At 65.1% G+C, this 22052-nt stretch carries 21 protein-coding genes; 7 read left to right on the top strand and 14 right to left on the bottom strand.

The features are described 5' to 3' along the window. Window positions 1-26: 26 nt before the first annotated feature. Both ASG84_RS17925 and ASG84_RS17920 read right to left on the bottom strand, forming a co-directional pair. On the bottom strand, window positions 27-1313 hold the full coding sequence (locus tag ASG84_RS17925) for an MFS transporter (protein WP_057478358.1): 1287 nt from the start codon (window positions 1311-1313) through the stop codon (window positions 27-29). A 10-nt stretch (window positions 1314-1323) separates the two neighbouring features. Continuing rightward, window positions 1324-2262 carry an NAD-dependent epimerase/dehydratase family protein gene (locus ASG84_RS17920; RefSeq protein ID WP_057478494.1) on the bottom strand — a complete coding sequence of 313 codons (939 nt, stop codon included), beginning with the start codon at window positions 2260-2262 and terminating at the stop codon, window positions 1324-1326. A gap of 118 nt (window positions 2263-2380) precedes the next feature. Here ASG84_RS17920 and ASG84_RS17915 point away from each other — a divergent pair, with 118 nt between their 5' ends. Both ASG84_RS17915 and ASG84_RS17910 read left to right on the top strand, forming a co-directional pair. Continuing rightward, window positions 2381-3070 carry a TetR/AcrR family transcriptional regulator gene (locus ASG84_RS17915; RefSeq protein ID WP_057478357.1) on the top strand — a complete coding sequence of 230 codons (690 nt, stop codon included), beginning with the start codon at window positions 2381-2383 and terminating at the stop codon, window positions 3068-3070. Between the two features lie 95 nt (window positions 3071-3165). Next, the gene (locus ASG84_RS17910; RefSeq protein WP_057478356.1) at window positions 3166-3774 is read left to right on the top strand and encodes a YqgE/AlgH family protein; all 609 of its coding nucleotides are present in this window, start codon (window positions 3166-3168) and stop codon (window positions 3772-3774) included. A gap of 13 nt (window positions 3775-3787) precedes the next feature. On the opposite strand, the gene ASG84_RS17905 is transcribed toward ASG84_RS17910, so the two are convergent. Genes ASG84_RS17905 through ASG84_RS17890 form a run of 4 tightly spaced genes read right to left on the bottom strand, consistent with a single transcriptional unit; the run spans window position 3788 to window position 7578 of the window. Continuing rightward, the gene (locus tag ASG84_RS17905) at window positions 3788-5149 is read right to left on the bottom strand and encodes a glutamate decarboxylase (protein WP_057478355.1); all 1362 of its coding nucleotides are present in this window, start codon (window positions 5147-5149) and stop codon (window positions 3788-3790) included. A gap of 34 nt (window positions 5150-5183) precedes the next feature. Continuing rightward, window positions 5184-6179 carry a bile acid:sodium symporter family protein gene (locus tag ASG84_RS17900; protein ID WP_057478354.1) on the bottom strand — a complete coding sequence of 332 codons (996 nt, stop codon included), beginning with the start codon at window positions 6177-6179 and terminating at the stop codon, window positions 5184-5186. 9 nt (window positions 6180-6188) lie between these two features. Continuing rightward, window positions 6189-7169, bottom strand: a complete 981-nt coding sequence (locus ASG84_RS17895) for a DUF1648 domain-containing protein (protein WP_057478353.1) — start codon at window positions 7167-7169, stop codon at window positions 6189-6191. A gap of 4 nt (window positions 7170-7173) precedes the next feature. Next, on the bottom strand, window positions 7174-7578 hold the full coding sequence (locus tag ASG84_RS17890) for an SdpI family protein (protein WP_057478493.1): 405 nt from the start codon (window positions 7576-7578) through the stop codon (window positions 7174-7176). 68 nt (window positions 7579-7646) lie between these two features. On the opposite strand from ASG84_RS17890, the gene leuS reads away from it, so the two are divergent. Beyond that, window positions 7647-10469, top strand: a complete 2823-nt coding sequence (gene leuS, locus ASG84_RS17885) for a leucine--tRNA ligase (RefSeq protein ID WP_057478352.1) — start codon at window positions 7647-7649, stop codon at window positions 10467-10469. A 92-nt stretch (window positions 10470-10561) separates the two neighbouring features. Continuing rightward, window positions 10562-11518 carry an alpha/beta hydrolase fold domain-containing protein gene (locus ASG84_RS17880; RefSeq protein WP_057478351.1) on the top strand — a complete coding sequence of 319 codons (957 nt, stop codon included), beginning with the start codon at window positions 10562-10564 and terminating at the stop codon, window positions 11516-11518. A gap of 30 nt (window positions 11519-11548) precedes the next feature. Here ASG84_RS17880 and ASG84_RS17875 read toward each other — a convergent pair whose 3' ends face one another. Further along, window positions 11549-11974: a pyridoxamine 5'-phosphate oxidase family protein gene (locus tag ASG84_RS17875; RefSeq protein ID WP_057478350.1), complete on the bottom strand. Its 426-nt coding sequence runs from the start codon at window positions 11972-11974 to the stop codon at window positions 11549-11551. Window positions 11975-12062: 88 nt separating this feature from the next. Between ASG84_RS17875 and ASG84_RS17870 the strand changes: the two genes are divergently transcribed. Together ASG84_RS17870 and ASG84_RS17865 are read left to right on the top strand one after the other, a co-directional pair. Next, window positions 12063-12788 (top strand): molybdopterin-dependent oxidoreductase, encoded by a 726-nt coding sequence (locus ASG84_RS17870; protein WP_057478492.1) that lies wholly within the window; start codon window positions 12063-12065, stop codon window positions 12786-12788. Beyond that, window positions 12772-13383 carry a cytochrome b/b6 domain-containing protein gene (locus ASG84_RS17865; protein WP_057478349.1) on the top strand — a complete coding sequence of 204 codons (612 nt, stop codon included), beginning with the start codon at window positions 12772-12774 and terminating at the stop codon, window positions 13381-13383. Before ASG84_RS17870 ends, ASG84_RS17865 begins: the two co-directional genes overlap by 17 nt. A 105-nt stretch (window positions 13384-13488) precedes the next feature. Here the strand turns inward: ASG84_RS17865 and ASG84_RS17860 are convergent, their stop codons facing one another. The 6 genes from ASG84_RS17860 to ASG84_RS17835 all read right to left on the bottom strand — a co-directional run bounded on the left by ASG84_RS17860 (window position 13489) and on the right by ASG84_RS17835 (window position 19759). Beyond that, window positions 13489-14952 (bottom strand): GntP family transporter, encoded by a 1464-nt coding sequence (locus ASG84_RS17860; protein ID WP_057478348.1) that lies wholly within the window; start codon window positions 14950-14952, stop codon window positions 13489-13491. A 34-nt stretch (window positions 14953-14986) separates the two neighbouring features. Further along, window positions 14987-15880: an NAD(P)-dependent oxidoreductase gene (locus ASG84_RS17855; RefSeq protein WP_057478347.1), complete on the bottom strand. Its 894-nt coding sequence runs from the start codon at window positions 15878-15880 to the stop codon at window positions 14987-14989. After that, window positions 15877-17328 (bottom strand): four-carbon acid sugar kinase family protein, encoded by a 1452-nt coding sequence (locus ASG84_RS17850; RefSeq protein WP_057478346.1) that lies wholly within the window; start codon window positions 17326-17328, stop codon window positions 15877-15879. Before ASG84_RS17850 ends, ASG84_RS17855 begins: the two co-directional genes overlap by 4 nt. A gap of 92 nt (window positions 17329-17420) precedes the next feature. Continuing rightward, window positions 17421-18125, bottom strand: coding sequence for a FadR/GntR family transcriptional regulator (locus ASG84_RS17845; protein ID WP_057478491.1), 705 nt, complete (start codon window positions 18123-18125; stop codon window positions 17421-17423). A gap of 398 nt (window positions 18126-18523) precedes the next feature. Next, window positions 18524-19195: an SDR family oxidoreductase gene (locus tag ASG84_RS17840; protein ID WP_057478345.1), complete on the bottom strand. Its 672-nt coding sequence runs from the start codon at window positions 19193-19195 to the stop codon at window positions 18524-18526. A gap of 48 nt (window positions 19196-19243) precedes the next feature. Continuing rightward, window positions 19244-19759, bottom strand: a complete 516-nt coding sequence (locus tag ASG84_RS17835; RefSeq protein ID WP_057478490.1) for a DinB family protein — start codon at window positions 19757-19759, stop codon at window positions 19244-19246. A gap of 106 nt (window positions 19760-19865) precedes the next feature. Between ASG84_RS17835 and ggh the strand changes: the two genes are divergently transcribed. Then, window positions 19866-21203, top strand: a complete 1338-nt coding sequence (gene ggh / locus ASG84_RS17830) for a glucosylglycerate hydrolase (RefSeq protein ID WP_057478344.1) — start codon at window positions 19866-19868, stop codon at window positions 21201-21203. Between the two features lie 9 nt (window positions 21204-21212). Here the strand turns inward: ggh and ASG84_RS17825 are convergent, their stop codons facing one another. Continuing rightward, on the bottom strand, window positions 21213-21899 hold the full coding sequence (locus ASG84_RS17825; RefSeq protein WP_057478489.1) for a thioesterase domain-containing protein: 687 nt from the start codon (window positions 21897-21899) through the stop codon (window positions 21213-21215). Window positions 21900-22052: the final 153 nt, after the last annotated feature.

Raw genomic sequence — 22052 nt, 5'->3', positions numbered from 1 at the left:
GGTCCGATACGGAAAGGTACACCACGTCAGCGTTGTGTGCGCCTGCTGACGAGGGCCACTGCAACCAAGCCGAGGGCATAGAGACCCGCTCCGGCGAACACCAGGGCGTGCGCGGTGGGATCCTGGCTCAGATCGGTGGTGGTGGGCCCGACGGCGAAGGCCGCAGCGGCCAGAGCGCCGACGAACGCGATGTTGAAGACGGTGTCCTGCAGCGCGAACACGCGTCCGCGATGCGCATCGTCGATCTCGATCTGCATCGCGGCGTCACCGCTGAGTTTGACGGTCTGCCCGGCGATCCCGAGAAAGAAGGCGCCGATCAGCAGGCTGTTCTGGGTCAGGCCGGAGACGGCTCCGAGCTGCGCCGCGATGGCGAGGACGAGGGCGGTGGCGATCGTGGGGGTCCGCCCGAACCGCGGAACGACGAACGGGGTGATGACGGCGGCGAGGAACATGCCGACGGCCGTGGCACCGACGGCTATCCCGAAGCCCGCGAGCCCTCCGGGCAAAGTGCTCGCAGTGGCCTCGCGCAGCACCAGCACCATGATCAACGTGTTGATACCGAACACCACGCGATGTGCGCCGATACCGATCATCGCGGCCGTCACACCGGGTGCTCGCCAGACGGCGAGAGCACCCGACTTCAGCCCCGCAGCAACATCTTCGAGGGGATTCTCGGTTCGGATCTCGGTGCCCGGTCCGAGTGACCGCGGTCGGAAGCGGGCCGCCGCGATCGCTCCGACGATCGATCCGGTGGCCGCGACACCCACTGCAACCCCCGAACCGAGATCGCCGGCCCCGACGATGCTGATCACAGCGACGGCGAGACCGGCACCGGCGGCCGCGAAGCCGGACCCGACGGTGGCCAATACCGAGTTCATCGGGACCAGCCACGACTGCCGAACCACATGCGGCAGTGAGGCCGAGGCCCCGGCCAGGACGAACCTGCTCAGCCCGACGGTGGCCAGCGCCAACAGCAGCAACGGCGTCGCATCGACCCCGGCGCACAGCAGGCCGGCAGTAGCCACGATCAGAACGATGCGAACGATGTTCGCCCACAACAGAACCGACCGTCGGTCCCAGCGATCGAGCAGGGCTCCAGCGAACGGCCCGACCAGCGAATACGGCACGAGCAGCACCGCGAATCCGGCCGCGATCTCGGCCGGATTCGTCGCGCGTTCGGGGTTGAACAGAATCGCGCCGCTCAATGCCGCTTGGAACAGTCCGTCGCCGAACTGACCGGCGAACCGAACGGTGGTGAGCTTGCCGACTCCCGGGGACTCGCGTAGGCGGGTACGGAAGGAGGCGTCGTTCACCGAGGGGACTCTAGTTGCCGCTGACGACCGCAGGAACCGCAGCCTTCCACCACGCCATCGTTGCGGCGGTGCCGTCGGCGAGCGAGGTGGGTTCGAGTCCCAGGATCGCCTCACTGCGGCTGGAGTCGAGTAGGTAGGGGTAGCGGAACTGGTAGAGGGTGTCGCCGAGTTCCTTCATCGGCCCTGGCACGACGCTCAGTGCGCGCATCACCCAGGCCGGAATGGCACCTACCTTGGGAGTGGACACGTGGGCTGCAGCAGAGAACATCTCGATCATCGAACGCTGCGATACCGCGGGAGCGGTAGGTGCGTGCAGGACGGTGTTCCAGGTCGTCGGTGACGCGGCGGCGGTGATCATCGACGCGGCGAGATCCGGTACGTAGGTGAACGAGTGGGGTAGGTCTGCGGAGGCGATGACGCGGATCGTCTTGCCGGCCAGAATCGGTGCGATGACTCGCTCGCCCATGTGGGACGAGATGAGACGGGGCCCGTAGAAGTCCGAGGCCGCGACGCTGACGGTGGGAGTCGAGTGCTGGTCGCGAGCCGCGAGGAGCTGGGTACGCACACCCAGTTTCCGGTAGGTGGCGTCGCGGGGAGTGTCCTCGCGGATCGGACCGTCGACGCGGCCGTAGGCGTAGAGACTTTCGGGGAACGCGACGATCGTGCCCGCGGCCGCGTCGAGCACCCGCTTTTCCATCGCTTCGAGCTTGTCCCGCCAGACCGTGTCGTCGTAGGCGGCGTGCGTGCAGTGGTAGACGGCGGTGGCACCGTCGAAGTGGGGGCGCAGGTCGTCGGACTCGATGTCCACCGATCGTCGCTCGATCATGGGGTGCTCGGGTCCGCTGCCGGAACGGGTGAGGATTCGGACCGAATGGCCCTGCGCAGCAAGTTGTTCTGCGACAGTCCAGCCGACGGGCCCGGCTCCGGTGACGACGTGTAGTTCGGTCATGATGTGCTCCTCGGATAGAAACGAGAGCGGTGCTCTCTGCTGTTTTCGAGTGTGCACCGCCTCCGGAGAAAAAGCAAGAGCAGTGCTCTCTCGAAAGAGCGGCAGTTACAGTAAGCCCATGGCGAGCACCCCCCGCACCCGAGCCCGCGCGCAGACCCTGGCCGACATCACCCGTATCGGGCGCGAGCATCTGGCCGCCGGTGGTGCGGCCGCATTGTCGTTGCGCGCCGTCGCGAGAGACCTCGGCGTCGTGTCCTCCGCGGTGTACCGATACGTCTCGAGCCGGGACGAACTGCTGACCCTGCTCGTCGTCGACGCCTACACCGAGCTCGGCGTTACCGTCGACGCAGCGGTGGACTCCGCCGAGGGACCGAGGGAGAAGTTCCTGGCGCTCGGCCGAACGGTGCGGCAGTGGGGCTTGCGAGAGCCGGCACGGTATGCGTTGCTGTTCGGTAGTCCCGTACCCGGCTACCACGCCCCCGCCGAGCAGACCACCGGGCCGGGTACCCGCGTGATCACAACGCTGGTCAAGGTCCTCGATACTGCCTGGGCGGGCACTCGGCTCGCCGCTCCGACCGATGTCCCGGCACCGGCATCACTGCACGGCAGCTTCGAGGAGATCCGCCGGGAGATGGGGACAGACTTGCCCGACGAGCTGATGGCCCGAGGAGTGATGGTGTGGGCGTCGCTGTTCGGCGCAATCAGCTTCGATGTGTTCGATCAGTACGGTGCCACGACATTCGCCAGCAGGGACGATTTGTTCGAGTATCAGTTGGGATTGTTGACGAAGATCGCCGGGCTCGAGTAGGAGCTGGGGCGGGAGTGGAGCCTGCGGAACGACCCAGGGGGACTGGCCGCGTCGCTTGCGCCACATCCGGCGGTGCGCGGTGCCACAATGGCTACGTGGCAACGCATGCGGAGGAACCCGAGGACCAGACGGCGTCGGCCCTGCGCGATGTCCGGCCCGGCAGTCTGTTGGTGTCGTCGATCGAGCTCGTCGAGCCCACATTTCGACGCACTGTCATCTACATCATCGAACACAACGATGCCGGCAGCCTCGGCGTCGTCATCAATCGTCCCAGTGAGACCGCGGTGCAGAATGTGCTGCCCGACTGGTCCGAGCTCGCCGCCAAGCCGCAAGCGCTGTATGTCGGCGGTCCGGTCAAGCGCGACTCGGCCCTGTGCCTGGCGACACTGCGAACCGGGGCCTCGATCGACGGCGTTCCCGGATTGCGCCGCGTCGACGGCCGAGTGGTGATGGTCGATCTCGATTCCGATCCCGCCGATATCGCCCCGTTGATCGAGGGCGTGCGGGTATTCGCCGGCTACTCGGGTTGGACATTCGGGCAACTCGAAGGCGAACTGGACCGCGAGGACTGGATGGTGTTGTCTGCCTTGCCATCCGATGTCATCGGCCCGCCACGCATCGATCTGTGGGCACACGTGTTGCGTCGTCAGCCGATGCCGTTGGCGTTGCTCGCATCCCACCCGATCGACGTCGACCGAAACTGAGCGGCGGAGCCGCTCAATGGGCGAAAGCCTGCGCGCTCGAATGCCCACCCGACTTCAGGCCATCGATCACTTCGTCGATGGCAATGCACAGCATGCGACCGAGATCCGCGCTGAAGCCCTCTCGAACAACGACTCTGAGTACCGCAACGTCGGTTGCGTTGTCGGGCATCGTGTATGCGGGCACCTGCCAACCGCGGGCGCGCAGCTCGTGGGAGACGTCGAACACGGTGAAGTTGCAGTGGTCCTTCAGCATGAACGAGAGCACGGGGATGGCCGATCCGTCGGTGATCACCTCGATGTCCGCATGCTTCTCGAGGTGTCGGCTGACGCGAACAGCAGTGTCGCGCAACGCCTTCATGATGTCTGTATAGCCGGAGCGGCCGAGCCGTAAGAAGTTGTAGTACTGACCGATCACCTGGTTGCCCGGCCTGGAGAAGTTCAGCGTGAAGGTGGGCATGTCGCCGCCGAGGTAGTTCACGCGGAACACCAGATCCTCGGGAAGGTCTTCCTTGGTCCGCCAGACGGCGAATCCGATTCCTGGATAGGTCAATCCGTACTTGTGCCCGCTGGCATTGATCGACTTGACCCGAGGCAACCGAAAGTCCCACTCGAGTTCCGGATACAGAAACGGGACGACGAAGCCGCCGCTGGCCGCGTCGACGTGAACCGGGACGTCCGGCCCACCGTTGTCGGCCATCGCGTCGAGCACAGCGCAGATCTCCTGCACCGGTTCGAGTTCGCCGGTGAACGTGGTACCGAGGATCGCGACCACGCCGATGGTGTTCTCGTCCACCGCATCTCGAACCTGCTCGGGGGTGATGACGTAGCGACCGCGCTCGACCGGAAGATACTTCGGCTCCACGTCGAAGTAGCGGCAGAACTTCTCCCACACCACCTGAACATTGCTGCCCAACACCAGGTTCGGAGTGCCGGTGCCGGCCCCTTTGGCTCGCCAGCGCCACTTGAGTGCCAAGCCGGCCAACATGACGGCTTCACTGGACCCGATGGTCGAGACCCCGGTGGCCGACGACGGGTCCTCGCGGTCGAGTCCCGGGGCATGGAACAGATCGGCGACGATGTTGACGCACCGTTCCTCGATGGCCGCGGTGGACGGGTACTCGTCCTTGTCGATCATGTTCTTGTCGAACGTTTCCGCCATCAGCTTCTCGGCCTGGGGGTCCATCCAGGTGGTGACGAACGTCGCCAGATTGAGGCGCGAGCTGCCGTCGAGCATCAGTTCGTCGTGAATGTAGCGGTAGGCCGCGTCGGGGTCGAGTTGTTCCTCGGGAAGTCGTAGTGCGGGAACAGGATTGGTGGCGAACCGGCCGGTGTAGGCCGCGGAGACGACTCCGTCGGTATGACGCTTCCTGGTCATCGTCTTCTCCCCATCGCCTCGAGTGACATCCAACCTAGTCCGCCGCGGCGGCCGCTGGGCTCGGTTCCGGTCGTCGGGCGAAGCGCTGAGCGATCACGGTGCACACCATCAACTGGATTTGGTGGAAGAGCAGCAACGGCAACACGATCAGCCCGACGGGCTGGCCGACGAACAGCACCGCGGCCATCGGTAGGCCGCTCGCAAGGCTCTTCTTCGATCCACAGAACAGCAGCACCAGGCGATCCTCGAGCGGAAAGCCGAACCATTTACCGGCGTACCAGGTGATCGTCAGTACGACGGCCAGTAGCACCACGCAGACTCCGACGACGACGGCAATGCGCCACACCGCCACCGAGGACCACACCTGCTGGTTCATCGCCTCACTGAACGCGGCGAACACCACCAACAGTATCGAGCCGCGATCGACGAGCTTGGTCGGTGCGCTCTGCCGCGTCAACCATCCCGTCACCCAGGGCCTGACCAACTGACCGACGGCGAAGGGCAGCAGTAGCTGGATCACGATGTCGAGGATCGAACTCGGATCGATGCTCACCGACCCGGTGGTGGTCATCAACGCGATCACCAGCAGGGGGGTGACGAACACTCCGATGATGTTGGAGAACGAGGCACTCACCACCGCGCCGGCGACATTGCCGCGAGCGATGGACGTGAAGGCAATCGAGGACTGCACGGTCGAGGGCACGAGACACAGAAACAGCACCCCGGTGTAGAGGTCCTCGCTGATCAGGCCGGGTTCGAGTATCCGCAAGGCCAAACCGAGGGCGGGGAACAGCAGGTACGTCGACGCCAGGATCACCGAGTGCAGCCGCCAGTGTTTGACGCCTTCCCAGGCATCCCGCGGTGACAGCCGTGCCCCGTAGATGAGGAACAGCAACCCGATTGCGATCCGGGTGACCCAGCTCAGCACGTCCTCGGCCGTGCCCGTCGCCGGGAAGAGACTGGCCAGTACCGCCACGGCGAAGATGCTCAGCAGGAAGGGATCCAGCACGGTATCCCGCAACAACTTCACTCGGCTAACTTAATCCACCGTCGTGCTGCGGGTGCGGGCGGTCAAGCTGTTCAGGGTGCCGGCAATCGCGTCGGCCTGGTCGGAACCGATGGTGAGCCGGTCGCCGTTGGCGAAGGTGACAAAAGCGGCGGGGCCGGATTCGGTCGCGACGGCGTAGTTTCCGCGCCCCTTGGCCCGCAGCCCCCAACCGCCGAAGTCCTTACCCGGATCGACAGCCCGCACCGAGGCACCGGTGATCTCGTCGATGTCGTAGTCGAAGGCCGCCATGCCCAGGCTGGACACGTAGAGCCCGTCGCTGTCGATGTGCACGGTGAAGCGCAGCAGCGACAGAATCAGAATCGTCAGCGGGACGAAGAGAAAGATCGGCCATGGCGAGCTGGTCAGGTAGCAGGTCAGCGCGGCTCCGGCGAGAGAAATCACGACGACGGTGATCCCGGCGACACGACTGGCGCCGACGCGGACCACCAGCGGTAGTTCGGGATTGCAGCGCGGGAGATCGGCGTGCGGCGCGGACGTGGCGACGACGCGTTCGCGGTGGTCGCGCAGCCTGGACGCACCGAACAGCCCGGCGGCGAATCCGATGACGGTCCCCATGGCGATGGCCCAGCCAGGGATGGTGACGCTCTGGCCGGACTCGAGGTCCAACTCCCGGGTCAGGGTGGCGATCTGCAGAACGCCGATCATTCCGACGACGGTCAGCCCGATGACGAGCATCGTGCGGCGCATGATCAGCAGCACCCGGGCCAACGACGCGACTGCACTGCACCCGCCGCCCACCAGCACGATCACGATCGCGAGGGTCCAGGTGTTGGAGAGCGGGTTGGAGAAGTCGTCCGGTTCGGTACCGCTGAAGTGGGTGGCGACCTCGTCCGGTAGTCGGCCCTGCCACAGGTAGGCAAGAACGAGACACAGGGCAGCGACCGCAAGGGGAACGGCAACGCCGAAGACCACCCCAGCGGGATCGAATGTGCGTGACGCTCTCGTCCTCATCTGCTCAGCTCGGCTGGCAGGCGTCCTTGAGGCTGCACGAGATGCAGGACTGTCCGCATCCGTCCGCCTCGGCGGGGGCCGGGACGGCGGCCGCGGCGCGGGCCCCGATGGATCCGCCGGCTGCGGCGATGAACAGCGCGGCCACGAGGGCGACGACCACTGCGACGACGGCCGACACGCCGCTCAGAGCAAGAGCGGCGACTGCGCCGAGGGCCAGCACCAGTGCCGATGCCGCGGTCGTGGGACCTGCAACGCGATTGGCCAGGACGAACGTCTCGTCGTCGCGCATGGCCTCGGCGGTGCGGACACCGGCGAAACGGTTACGCGGGAGCCGGCCCAGCAGCGACAGGGCGGCTACAGCGCCGACGATGAGGGCGAGTACGAACAACACAACCGCGACGATGACCACTTCGCCAGGATACGGCGCAGCGAGGTCCTGGTACCAGGCGGGCCGCGTCACACTTTAGGCTGGTCGATGTGACCGATTCCGTTGACGCACCCACCGAGTCCGCCCCCGAGTACCGCTACACAGCCGAACTCGCCGGGCACATCGAGGAGCAGTGGCAGGACCTGTGGGAGACCCAGGGCACCTTCGACGCACCCAACCCGGTCGGCACGCTCGCCGGAGACGTCCCGAGAGACAAGCTGTTCGTCCAGGACATGTTCCCGTATCCGTCGGGCAGCGGACTGCACGTCGGCCATCCCCTCGGCTACATCGCCACCGACGTCTTCGCGCGCTACCACCGCATGCAGGGACGCAACGTGCTGCACGCGCTGGGCTACGACGCTTTCGGATTGCCCGCCGAGCAGTACGCCGTGCAGACGGGTACGCATCCGCGCAGCACCACCGAGGACAACATCATCAACATGCGACGCCAGTTGCGTCGCCTGGGCCTCGGGCACGATCGTCGACGGTCCCTGGCGACGACGGACGTCGACTTCTATCACTGGACACAGTGGATCTTCCTGCAGATTTTCAACTCCTGGTTCGACGACGAGCTCGGCAAGGCGCGGCCCATCTCGGAACTGGAGGCCGCTTTCGCTTCGGGTGAGCGGACCTTGGACGACGGTCGATCCTGGGAGTCGCTGACCGTCGGCGAGCGCCGTGAGGTGATCGACGGCTTCCGTCTGGTGTACGAGTCCAACTCGATGGTCAACTGGTGCCCCGGCCTGGGTACGGTGCTGGCCAACGAAGAGGTCACCGCCGACGGGCGTAGCGATCGCGGCAACTTCCCGGTGTTCCGAAAGAACCTGCGGCAGTGGATGATGCGCATCACCGCGTACTCCGACCGGCTCGTCGACGACCTCGAGTACCTGGATTGGCCCGAGAAGGTCAAGACCATGCAGCGCAACTGGATCGGACGCTCCCGCGGTGCGCAGGTCTCGTTCTCCGGCATCGAGGTGTTCACCACTCGCCCCGACACTCTGTTCGGCGCGAGCTACGTGGTGCTCGCCCCCGAGCACGAACTGGTCGACGGGCTGATCGCTCCCGAGTGGCCGGCGGATGTCTCCGACACGTGGACCGGCGGAGCCGGGACCCCCGCGGAAGCCGTTGCGGCATATCGGGCGTCGATCGCCGCCAAGTCCGATCTGGAGCGGCAGGAGAACAAGGAGAAGACCGGCGTCTTCATCGGTGCCTACGCCGAGAACCCGGTGAACGGCGAGCAGGTGCCGGTGTTCATCGCCGACTACGTGCTCACCGGTTACGGCACCGGCGCCATCATGGCCGTACCCGGCCATGACGCGCGTGACTGGGAGTTCGCTACGGCATTGGGTCTGCCTGTGCGCGAGGTCATTTCGGGCGGAGACGTCACCGAGGCAGCCTATGTCGGCGACGGCGCGCTGGTGAACTCCGGCTTCCTCGACGGCCTACCGGTGGACGAGGCCAAAGCGGCCGTCATCGCTCGATTGGAAGCAGACGGCACCGGCCGCGGCACCATCCAGTACAAGTTGCGCGACTGGCTGTTCGCTCGTCAGCGCTACTGGGGCGAGCCGTTCCCGATCGTGTGGGACGCCGAGGGCAACCCGCACGGACTGCCGGATTCTGCTCTGCCGGTAGAGCTTCCCGAGATCGAGAACTATGCCCCGGTGTCGTTCGACCCCGACGACGCGGGCTCCGAGCCGTCCCCACCACTGGCCAAGGCCGACGAATGGGTGAACGTAGAACTGGATCTGGGCGACGGGTTGCAGACCTACACCCGCGACACCAACGTGATGCCGCAGTGGGCCGGTAGTTCCTGGTACCAGCTGCGCTACGTCGACCCGACCAACTCCGAGGCCTTCGCGGACCCCGAGAACGAGAAGTACTGGGTGGGGCCGCGTCCGGAGATCCACGGACCCAACGATCCGGGCGGCGTCGATCTCTACGTGGGTGGCGTCGAGCATGCGGTGCTGCACCTGTTGTACTCGCGCTTCTGGCACAAGGTGCTGTTCGATCTGGGTCACGTCAGTTCGAGCGAGCCGTACCGTCGCCTGTACAACCAGGGCTACATCCAGGCGTACGCGTTCACCGACGCGCGTGGGGTCTACGTGCCCGCGGCCGAGGTGATCGAACGCGACGGCGGCTACTTCTATCAGGATCAGCCCGTCAACCGCGAGTACGGGAAAATGGGTAAGTCACTGAAGAATTCGGTCTCCCCCGACGAGATCTTCGCCGAGTACGGTGCCGACACCCTGCGCTTCTACGAGATGTCGATGGGCCCGCTGGACACCTCGCGGCCGTGGGCGACGAAGGACGTCGTCGGCGCGCAGCGGTTCTTGCAGCGTGTGTGGCGACTGGTGCTCGACGAGGTGACCGGCGAGGTTCGCGTCACCGATGCCAAGCCCACCGAGGACACGCTGCGAGTGCTCAACCGCGTGATCGACGGCGTACACGCGGATTACGCTGCGCTGCGTGACAATACGGCCGGTGCCAAGTTGATCGAGCTGACCAACCACATCACCAAGGCGTACCCGGACGGTGCTCCGCGCGGGGTGGTGGAGCCGTTGATTCTGATGCTGGCTCCGTTGGCTCCGCACCTGTCCGAGGAACTGTGGAGCAAGCTCGGTCACGAGAAGTCGTTGGCGCACGGGCCGTTCCCGCGCGTGGAGAAGAAGTGGCTCGTCGCCGATACCGTCGACTACCCCATCCAGGTCAACGGCAAGGTACGCAGTCGCATCACCGTCTCAGCCGATGCGACGAAGGACGACGTCGAGAAGACGGCTCTGGCGGACGAGAAGATCGTGGCCCTGCTCGACGGCAAGGCCCCGACCAAGACCATCGTCATCCCGGGTCGAATGGTGAACATCGTTCTGAAGTAGCCCCGCCTCCGCCGAGCTCGAAGTTATGGATGAAAATCTGGCGATTTCCGTCCATAACTTCGAGTTCGGGAGCTTTTCGTTATCCTCACGACATGACCCAGCCCGGCTTCGGTGCGAACGACGAGCGACCACTGTCCGACCTTGCTCGACAGATGTTGGCGACCGCACCGCCCGCGAGTATTCCGGTGCCGCTCAACGCGGTGTTCAGTCCCGTGGTTCGAGCACTGGCGCGCCGGAGAAACAAGGGTGCCATCGCAGAAGCTTTGCGCCACCATCAGGTCGACGTTCACATCACGGACTACGCGGGATCGACCGTCACCGAGTTGAAACCTCGGAACCACCCTCGTACGGTGGGCGACGACTACCTCGTCTACGTACACGGAGGAGCGTTCGTCGTCGGTGAACCGGTGGACTCGATCGCCGTCGGCCTGACCGCCTCGACAGGGTTGACGTGCTTCTCCCTGCATTACGGCCTGGCCCCGGCCACTCGGTTTCCCACATCGCTGCATCAGGTCGAAAAGGCTTGGGATGCACTCACATCCGGACTATCCGGCCGGCCGGTCCTGGTTGCCACTTCGGCCGGCGCAAACCTGGCACTGGGCGTGCTCGAGCAGTTGCTCGAGCGAGACGGTGCGGGCTCATTGCTGCCCGCCGCCGTGGTGTTGTTCAGTCCCGCTGCCGACCTCCACGACTTCGATTCCGCCCGGCTGGTGAACGAGGGCCTCGATCCGGTCGTGAAATGGCACGGAATGCTGGACAAGGCGTTGCCTGCGTATCTGGGCGGACACGACCCCGACGATCCGCGAGTGTCACCGATCCTGGCGGACTTCACAGGCCTGACTGTGCCGACTCTTCTTGTGACCGCGGAGCGCGATCTCCTGCGCCCGGATGTCCTGAGCTTGGCACGTCGTCTGGAACAGCACGGGGTGCCCGTCGAGGTGGACGACGCGCCCGGACTCTGGCATGCGTATCAGCAGGTACCGACGCCGGAAACCTCTGCATCGCTCGAACGTGTCCGACGGTTCGTCTCGGCGCAGCTTTCCGCGTAGCTGCAACCGCGCACTCGGAGATCGATGCGATCAGATCGCCCCGAGATCGGCCGACAGCCAATGCTCCGGTTGCAGGTAGAACACCACGTTTTCTTCGTGTTCATTGTTTGCCATCTCGAGGTACCCGTCGACCTTCTCCGGGGGTAGGTAGCGCGCAGCCATGGCGCGCAGAAGCTCCGGCGTGCTCGGCTCTTCTCGGATCACCGGACCTTCGGCGCTGACGTAGCGGATCGTCGGATCGGACTGTTCGATCATGAGGGTGAATCGCCCTGCAGCCCTGATCAATTGGGCCTTCTTGGACGTCTTACCGGTCAGTACCCAGGCTTCACCGCCGGGGGTGTAGTCGTACCAGATCGGGACCGTCAGCGGGCCGCGATCCGGTCCGGCCGCCACTGACAGCGCGGCGATATGCGATTCGGCCAGATACTCTTCGCGTTCTGCCTTCGACAGTGCCATGTCTCTACGGTAGGACTTCCCGCGTCGAACATCCAGACTTCGAGGGGCGTCAGGTGACGGATCGCCGTCCAGCGTGGACAGTGGAGGGATGCCGATCGACGAGCGAGAGATTCCGGGTAGGCCCGTCGGCCGTCGAGTCGTGCTCGGCCTGGTGGCAGCGGGTGCCGCGGGCATCGTGGGCGGCGGGGCACTGCAGAAGGGTCTCGCGTCCGTGCTCGGCCCACTCGGCAATCACGATCCGACGGGCTTGATCGGACTGATTCCCGTCGGAAACAATTTTCGGTTCTATTCGGTGACGCTGGGCGCGCCGCGCAAGGACGAGAAGTCCTACGCCTTGACGGTGGGTGGTTCGGTCGACTCACCGCGGACGTTCACGCTGCAGGACCTGCGTTCGATGCCGCAGACGTCGTTGGTGCGCGACTTTCAGTGCGTCACGGGATGGCGGGTACCCGAAGTTGCGTGGAGCGGAGTGCGATTGGCCGATATTCTCGATGCCGTCGGACCCACCGCGTCGGCGAACTCGCTTCGCTTCACCTCGTTCGACGGGACCTACACGGAAAGTCTGACGCTCGAGCAGGCACGTTCGAACGACGTCCTGGTTGCGTTGACCATGCTCGACGGCCCGGTGACCCACGACCACGGGGGGCCGGTGCGGTTGTTCGTGGCCTCGATGTACGGCTATAAGAGCATCAAGTGGCTGGGCGGGATCGAGCTCACCGACAACGTGGTGCCGGGCTATTGGGAGAATCGCGGATACGACATCGACGCGTACGTCGGCGAATCGAACGGGCGTCGTGATGACCCCACGGCTTGACGAACTCGCTCGCTTCGGGCGGGTCGAGCGATACGTGCACTGGGCTGTCGGCATCTTGGTGATCGTCTGCATGGTGACCGCTGCGATCCTGTACATCGGGTCGCTCGCAGTGCTGGTGGGACACCGTCCGATCGTGGAGTTCGTGCACGTGTGGTCGGGCTTCCTCCTTCCGGTTCCGTTGATCGCCGGGGCGGTATCAAGAGGATTCCGACAGGACATGACGCGTCTCAACAGATTCGTCGACGACGACTGGAAGTGGTTGCGTTCCAAGGCCCGTCGTCTCGGCGCGGTGGGGGTCGGTAAGTTCAACGCCGGCCAGAAGTTGAACGGTGCGCTCAGCGGTGGATCGATTCTGGTGCTGCTGTTGACCGGTGTCGTGATGTACTTCCAGAACTGGAGCCCGCTCGACTGGCGCATCGGCGCCACCTTCGTGCACGACTGGTTCGCACTGGGATTCGGGCTTCTGGTCGTCGGGCACATCACGTATGCGTGGCGCGATACCGAGGCGATGCGCGGAATGACGGAGGGCGTCGTCACGCGGGAGTGGGCGGAAAACGAGCATCCGGACTGGGTGGACGAGGGTCGGGACGGGTGACCTCGCCACGCTCGTGCTTTAGGTACCGCCCAACTCGAAGTTGTGGACGAAAGTCGACCGGATTCCGTCCATAACTTCGAGTTCGGCGAGCCTTGTGCCGCGCAACTACAGTCCTGTGGCCGACACAATTCCCCACAGCAGGAAGGTGATCAGGAATCCGGCCACACCGAGTGCCGTTGTCAACACGGTCCAGGTACGCAGACCGTCGCCCACCGAGAGGCCGAGGAATCGGGTGACCACCCAGAAGCCGGAATCGTTGACGTGGGAGAAGCCGAGTGCGCCGAATCCGGTGGCGAGCACCAGAAGAGCCACCTGGATCACGGTGTAGTCGCCCGCGGTGACCGCGGCACCCAGCAGGCCGAGCGTGGTGACGATCGCGACCGTCGCCGAACCCTGCGATGCCCGCAGAGCCGCCGCGACGACGAAGAGCGAGACGATCAGCGGCAGACCGGCGTCGGACAGTGATCCGGCCAACGCGTCGCCGATGCCCGACTCGGTGAGAACCCTGCCGAACACGCCACCTGCGCCGGTGACCAGGATGATGATCGCCGCTGGAGCCAGGCCCGAGTCGAGTGCCTGCCCGATCTGCTGCGAACTCAGCCCACGCCGCACGCCGATCAACCAGTAGGCCAGGGCTGTGGTGACCAGCAGTGCGACGGCGGGAGCTCCGACGAACCCGACGACGCCTGCCGCGGTGGAATCCTCGTCGAACAGCAGGCCGCCGACGGTGCCGAACATGATCATGACGATGGGTAGCAGGATGAGCAACACAATGGAGCCCCAACCGGCGGGGTTGTCCCGACCGGCCGTGGCGATGGGATCTTCGTCCCCGGAGCCGTCGGAACCATCGGATCCTGTTGCAACCGAGGTGGTCCCGGACCCACCGGTGCGGGTGCCGGCCTTGGTGTTGGCGGTGAACGCGGCGAAGCTGCGTGCGGTCTCGCGCAGCATGGGGACGTCACGACGGTTGAGCATCCGAGCGAGGTAGTAGCTCAGCACACCCAGCGGGAGGCAGACGACCAGGCCGAGGATGGTGAGCCAGCCCAGGTCTGCGTCCACCAGTGCACCACCGCCGACGACGCCGGGGTGCGGCGGGACGGTGACGTGAATGGCGAGCATGATGCCTGCGACGGGCAACCCCACCTTGACGGGGTCGACGCCGAGAACCACGGCGAAGCCGTAGATGATCGGAACCAGCACAATGAAGCCGACATCGAAGAAGACCGGGATGGCCAGCATGAAGGCCACCGCCACCAATGCTGCAACCAGTCTTTTCTGCCCGAAGACCTCGGCTGCCTTTTCCGCCAACGACCTGGCGCCGCCGGAGATTTCGATCAGTTTGCCCAGCATGGTGCCGAGGCCGACGAGCAAGGCGACGTTGCCGAGGGTTCCGCCCATACCGGCGACGATGGTGTCCACCACGTCGCCGAGGGGGATGCCGGCGACGATCGCCGTGAGGACGCTGACCCCCAGCAATGCGAGGAATGCGGGCACCTTCAGTCTGATGACGGCGACCAGTAGTAAAGCGACGCTCGCCACGGCGACGAGCAGTAATCCGGTGGTGCCCACGACGATCTCCTTCGAAGAATTGCTGATGAAAGTGTTAGTGCGAGTGCTTATTCGGTGCGACAGCGCGGATCACGGCAGAGTCGTCGAGCGCACCGAGACCCTGCGCCTGACCGATCAGGTAGAGCTGTTCCGCTGCGCTGGCGACGGGTGTGGCCAAGCCCAGACCGCGGGCTGCGGTGGTGACGATGCCCATGTCCTTGACGAAGATGTCGAGCCGGCTCAGTACCTCTGCGCCGTCCTCGTTGTATGCCTCGAGAATGCGAGGCCCGCGATTGCCGAGCATGAAAGATGCTGCCGCGCCGCTCTGTAGCGCGTCGAGCGTGCGTGTCGGGTCGAGTCCGAGCGAATCTGCCAGGGCCAGAGCCTCGGCCGCGGCAGCGATGTGGACTCCACACAGCAGCTGGTTGACGGTTTTCAACGCCTGTCCGTCACCGGGATTGTCACCGACGACGACGAGCGTGGACGACATCGCCTCGAGCACGGGGGCAGCGCGGTGGCGAGCATCGGGCGTTCCGCCGACGACCACCAGTAGATCGCCCTGTCCGGCGCGCACCGGCCCGCCCGAGAGGGGGGCGTCCACGAGGTCGACGCCCAGTTCCAGGAGTTGGGCGGCAGCAGCTTTGACCGGTTCGATGCCCACGGTGCTGGTCATCAGGACCACGGCGCCGCTGCGCAGCGAGGACGCGATGCCGTCGTCGCCGAACAGCACATCGTGTAGCTGCGCCCCGTTGCGGACGGCGAGCAGAACGACGTCGGCATCGGCCGCTGCCTTTGCGCCGCTGGCATGAGTGGTGATGCCGGCGTCGTCGGCCAGGGCCGATCGTTGGCTGTTCGGATCGAACCCGTGTACCTCGGTGATGGTGGCGAGGTGGGTAGCCATGGGCAGGCCCATCGCGCCGAGGCCGAGCACTGCAACTGTGGGGTTCATGCGATTTCCTTCGAGAGAGTTCGGACGACCTCGGTGAGCGAGGTGGTGCCGCCGACATTGCCGGCGAAGACGACGTACGGAATGCCCAGGCCGGGTCCGTCTTTCGGCTCCCACAGGGAGACGATGCCGGGGAGCATGGGGCCCTTGGCGACGGCACGAGACATGCCGAGGCCGTGGGCGGCGAGATCGGAGGAGGTGATGCCGCCCTTGGCGATGACGAAGCGTGGCGCCCGGAGTTCGAGCACGGTGCGCACGATGTGGACCAGCGCTGCCGAGACTTGGCGCGAGATGTCGAGGCTCCCTGCACCGTCAGTGGTTTTCACCAGGGTTCGCGAGGTGCTGACCACGACGGTCCGATCGGCCAGAGCGGCGTACACGGCGTCGACGAGCTCGGCCAGGTAGGTCTCGCGTCGAGCGGGATCGATCACCGTGGGCACGTCGACCACGATGGACGTCTGGTCGATGTCACTGGACGCGAGGTCGTCGAGTTGGCGAGTGGTGAGGCCGACGTGTGAGCCGACCACCACCAGTCCGCCGGTGGCGGGACTGTCCGATGTGTCAGCGTCAGATGTGAAAATGTCTGCTGCCGTGAGGGGTTCGCGAGGTTTCTGGCCAACTATCGCGCGGACGAACGGCGGCCCGACGCGGTAGAGGAAGTGCTTGCCATTGCTCTGCGCCAACTGGATCCCGAGGGCGACCTCGCGCAGATCTTCTTCGACCACCATGTCGACGATCACGGGAATTGCGTTGGAGGCGGCTCCCAGGATCTCGGCCACTCCTTCGGCGCCCTTGACCCGGATGGTGCGCAGGTCGATGTGCAGGACGTCCTCGGCGGCGACGCGGCCGGCGGTCTTCTCCTGGACCCACGATGCGAGATCGGACGAGGCGAAACCGAAGGTGGCGTCCCGGGCGAACTCGGTCTCCGCTACCGGTACTGCGCGGAAGTCCTGGTTCGGATCGACGAAGTAGTGCACGCCGTCCACGGTCACCCGGCCGGCATCGGGGAACGCCGGTACGAGGATGATGCCGTCGATGTCGGAACCGCCGGACGCGGTGATCTGCCGAATCAACGTGTCGGTTTCCAACGGAAAGTGACCGCGCAGGGTGGAGTCGCTGCGGGAGACGAAGGCGATGTCGATGCCGAGTCGCCCAGCGACGGACAGGGCCACGTCGGCGATCTCCCGGTTGCGGTGCTCGGCCTCCGCCGGGTCGAGGCTGCGGGTGTTGGTGAGCACGTACACGGCCGGGACCGACTGCGAGAGCGCCCACTCGAGGTGTTCGGGGTCCCACCGGGTGAGCACCGGCAGATCGTGGACCGACTGCGTGCCGGTCGGATCGTCGTCGAGTACTACGAGCACGGGCGCGGTGGCGGCGCCCTTTCGTACAGTCGCGGCGCTGACAGTGGGTGCGGGTGCGTGCTCTGCGAGCAGTGCATCGAGGGTGGGCATGCAGCGTCCTAATCGGTAGAAATCAGATGTCTGACATCTTGCGACTGTGATGGGTGTCATGTCAAGGCCCGAACTACCGAACGGTCACACTTCTATGTGTCGGCGATGACGAACGCGTGCAGATCATCGAGGGTCTGCTGCATGTGTTCGGCCATGGCGGCCCGCGTTCGCTCGGGGTCCGAGTCGGCCATCGCGGCCAGGATGTTCTCGTGCATCGCGATGGCGTTGACCTGAATGGCCGGTACAGCCGAGGTCTCGCGTCGAGTCTGGGACAACAGCCGCCGCACCGGGTCGTACACAGCGGGAACCAGCAGATTGCCCGACGCCGCTAAGATGACGTCGTGAAACGCTAGGTCGGCTTGGACGAAACCGTCGACATCGCTCGCGGCATGGGACTCGCGCATGCGGTCCAGATGCTCGCGCAGGGCGGCTACGTCGTCCTCGGTCCGCCTCGCGCCGGCCAGCTCCGCTGCTCCTACTTCGATGATGCGTCGCATCTCGAGCATCTGAATCGACACCTCGTGGGCCCGACCGCTCGACGACGCGGCCCGCACCACGGCGTCGATGGACGTCCACTGCGAGACGTCGTTGACGTACGTTCCTCGGCCGCGAACCGCGGTGAGAACGTTGATGGCAGCCAACTGCTTCAGCGCTTCTCGCACCGTCAGACGGGAGACGTCGAACTGGGTTCCGATCACCGCCTCCGACGGGAGCATGGTGCCCGGCGGGAGCTCGCCCGAGACAATGCGTTCCAGAACGTCGTTGGACACCACCGAGACCAACGAGTCACGCGCCATGAAGGACACTTCTTTCGGGGCGCGTGGTCGCTGGATCGGTCATGGACCGACTATAAACCGAGCTCTCCACGGTCAGTGCCTTCAGACGTGGTGCTGCACCATCCGAGGATTCGGGATTCGTGTAGATGCGGTGTCGACATCGCGCTGTCGGTACCCAGCCGAGGTTGGACAATTCACCCCGGGACGGCCTATGGCATCTGCCACCGACCCGACGAGGTGCGTTGGCGAATTTCAGCGGGGTGGCTCCGAGCGACTTCGAGGCCGAGACAGGCGCGGAGGGTGCGCTTGCTGAAAGTTACCCAGTCGATGCTGTGCGTGAGCCTTGGGTGATCTACGAACTTCGATTCACCAATTTCGTTGTCGTGAACGGAAACTCGACCAACACTACGAAGTTCCGCTCACCTGGTGCGCAGCACCAATTCCGTCGGGTGAGCATCGGCCGGCGTATCGATTGCGTTGCGCACCGCGAGGGCAACGGTGCTGGGCTGCAAGAACTTCGACCCGTCGTACTCTCCACCCTCGTGCGCGACGATCTCCTGCTGCATCTCGGTATCGATGCGGCCGGGATGCACCGAAGTCACTCGCAAAAGTGGCTCTTCCAGTCGCAGTGCATCACCGAACGCACGAAGTGCGAACTTGCTCGCCGCGTAGGCGCCCCAACCCGGGTTCGCTCGAATGCCCGCTCCCGAATTGATCAGCACCACATGGCCGTTGGCGGCACGCAGTGCAGGAAGCAACAGTCGAGTGAGTTCGACGACCGCGATGACATTCACCTCGTACTGGCGACGCCAATCATCGGCCGTCGACTCCTCGACGGTCCCCAGTGCCGCCACTCCGGCGTTGTGCACCAACACGTCCAGAGAATCGATGCTCGACGCGGCCGCTGCCACCGCGTCGGGATCGGTCAGTTCCACCGGCCACGGGGTGGATCCGGCCAGTTCCGACGCGATCGGCTCCAGAGATTCGACTGATCGTCCCCCCAACAACACGTGATGATCCGGAGCGAGGAGTCGAGCGATATGGGCCCCGAGGCCACGGCTTGCTCCGGTCACCAGTGCAGTTCGAGTCATACAGTCAGGTTAATTGGGTCGTTCCTGCAGGCTCCACTCCCGGGCTACTCAGAAGCTCATCCCCGCCTCGGAGGCCCAGGTCTGGGTGGTGTTCGCACCGTCGAGTTCCTCGCGAATGATGTCCGCGTGGCCGGCGTGCTGGGAGATCTCGCGCAGGATGTGGAGCACGGTGAATCGGGCACTCTGCCAGATGCGTTCGGGTGCCCAGGGGGCCGTCGGGACCGGCACGGCGAGATCGAGGTCCAGCGAGTCCAGCGCCGCAGAAGTTGCGCGTGCCACCTCTTCCCATTCCGCAACCAAACCCGCCACGGTTTCGTCCTCCGCCATGACGTACTCGCCGCCGGCGCTGGCCATGTCGAACTCGGCCGTCTCGTCCAGCTCCGCGATCACCGTCATCCAGTGCCGCTCGTTGCTGATGACGTGGTGGAGCAGCCCGCCGAGGGTCAGCTCGCTCGAGGTCGTCCGAGTGCGCGCCTGTTCGTCGGTGATTCCGCGAACGGTGATGAGAAAGTTGGCGCGCTGTTCGGTAAGCATCTTCGCGATGTCGGTGTTCTCGGTGGCCATTGGTTCCTCCTGGTAGCTGGTGAAACCGACACTACGATCGATCGCGGACAGATTCGGTCCGCAATCGAAACGAGCGGAATTCCTCGGATGGACGCAAACTGTCTGCATGGGCGATCGAGGCTTTACTTCCACGCAGCTGGCGGCTCGGGCGGCGTATCTGCTTCGAGGTAACGACCTGGGCACCATGACCAGCGCGGCCCCGAGGCTGTATCCGCACATGTGGAGCTGGGACGCGGCATTCGTCTCCGTCGGTCTGGCACCGTTGAGCGTCGAGCGTGCAGTGGTGGAAATGGACACGCTGCTCTCGGCACAGTGGAAGAACGGGATGATTCCGCACATCGTGTTCGCCAATGGGGTCGACGGCTACTTTCCCGGTCCGGCGCGGTGGGCCACCGGGACCCTCGCTCCCCACGCTCCGATGAATCCGCAGACCTCCGGCATCACCCAACCGCCGGTGCACGCGATCGCCGTGCAGCGCATTCTCGATCACTCCAAGCGCCACGGGCGGACCACGCGTGCCGTCGCCGAAGAGTTTCTCGATCGACGCTGGGGCGATCTGGTGCGCTGGCATCGTTGGCTCGCGCAGGCGCGCGACGTCGACGACAACGGACGCATCGCGTTGTTCCACGGCTGGGAATCCGGCATGGACAACTCGCCGCGCTGGGATGCGTCCTACGCCAATGTTGTGCCCGGAGGGATGGACCCGTACTTCAGAGAGGACAAGGCCGTCATCACCGACGCCTCTCAGCGGCCGAGCAACCTCGAGTACGACCGCTACATCTGGTTGGTGGAGGAGATGAAGCAGGTCGGATACGACGACGACGCGTTGAAGACCAAGATGAGCTTCGCCGTGGAGGACGTGTTCGTCAGTGCGATCTTCGCGGTGGCGTGCGACGTGCTCGCGACCATCGGGGAGGACCATTCGCGTCCGCACTCCGATGTTCGCGAGTTGCGCTCGTGGGCCGAGAAGTTCCGCAAGGGTGTCGTCGCAACAACGGATGCCCGCTCCGGTGGGGCTCGTGACTTCGATCTGCGCACCGGCCAGTGGATCGGCACCGAGACCATCGCGATGTTCGCGCCGTTGCTGTGCGGTGGCCTCCCCCGCGAGCAGGAGCGCAATTTGCTGCGAATATTCGAGGGCACACGTTTCTGCGGCCATCCGGATCTGCGGTACGCCGTCCCGCCGTCGACCTCGCCGGTGTCCAAGGACTTCCGCGCCCGTGAATATTGGCGTGGGCCGGTATGGCCGGTGATGACGTGGTTGTTCTCGTGGGCGTTCGCGCGTCGCGGTTGGTCCGAGCGGTCACTGACCTTGCGGGACGAGGGACTGCGGCAGGCCAGCGACGGTAGCTTCGCCGAATACTACGAGCCGTTCACCGGCAAGCCGCTCGGCAGCATGCAGCAATCCTGGACGGCCGCGGCCGTGCTGGACTGGCTGGGATAGGGCGAGAAATCAGCTGAGGTAGCTGTCCACCAACGGGCCGACGACGTCGAACGAGGTGGCGTCGGGCACGAGGTACTTGGCGACGGTGCCGCACACGAAGGGGTGCCAAGCGGAACCGGAGTCGGTTCCCAGGGACGAGACGGCGAGGATGTCGCCGAAGAAGACGCCGGGCAGGTGCCGCTGAACGAGTTCGTCGTTGTGCGCGGCGACAGCCAGCAACTCCTCGACGTGACTGCGATCGATGTCGTCGCCCATGGACGCGAGAAGATCTGCTCCCTCGGCGCGGGCCCGGACCGGGTCGCTGTCGAGCAGCGTCAGTGCGCCGACGGTGACGCCGCGGCTCTGTAGTTCGACGGCGATGGCGTGTGCGAGAACTCCGCCGAACGACATCCCCAGCAGGTGGACTGCACCGGAGGACTGGACGCGAAGGATGTCGTCGGCGTAGGAGGCGGCCAGTGCAGCCAATGACTCGGAGCGTTCACCGGACGTCGGTACCTGCACGCCGTAGATGGGCCGCGCGTCGTCGACGTGAGGGGCCAGACCTGCGTAGCAGTCGACCAGACCCACCAACGGGTGGACGCAGAACACCGGGTCGAGGTGACCGGCGGTACGGATCGGTGCGATGGTCGGCACCGCGTAATCGGACGGGTCGAGCTCCGTGAGAGCCAAGTGCGACAGATCGTTCACGACAGTCATGGGTGCGCCTCCGAGCCAAGAGATGTAGTTCGTGTTTGCATGGGGTTTGTTGGTGCCGACTCTGGGTATGTCGCCATCGGCAGCGTGAGTGTTACCCACGTCTCATTACCGACGACTCAACCACGTCTGTGGACCGAGCGCATTAGTGACTGT

It is taken from the genome of Rhodococcus sp. Leaf278, assembly GCF_001426085.1.
Taxonomy (GTDB): Bacteria; Actinomycetota; Actinomycetes; order Mycobacteriales; family Mycobacteriaceae; genus Rhodococcoides.
Note: the sequence above shows the minus strand (reverse complement) of the source record. Positions and strands in the feature narration are given on the sequence as shown.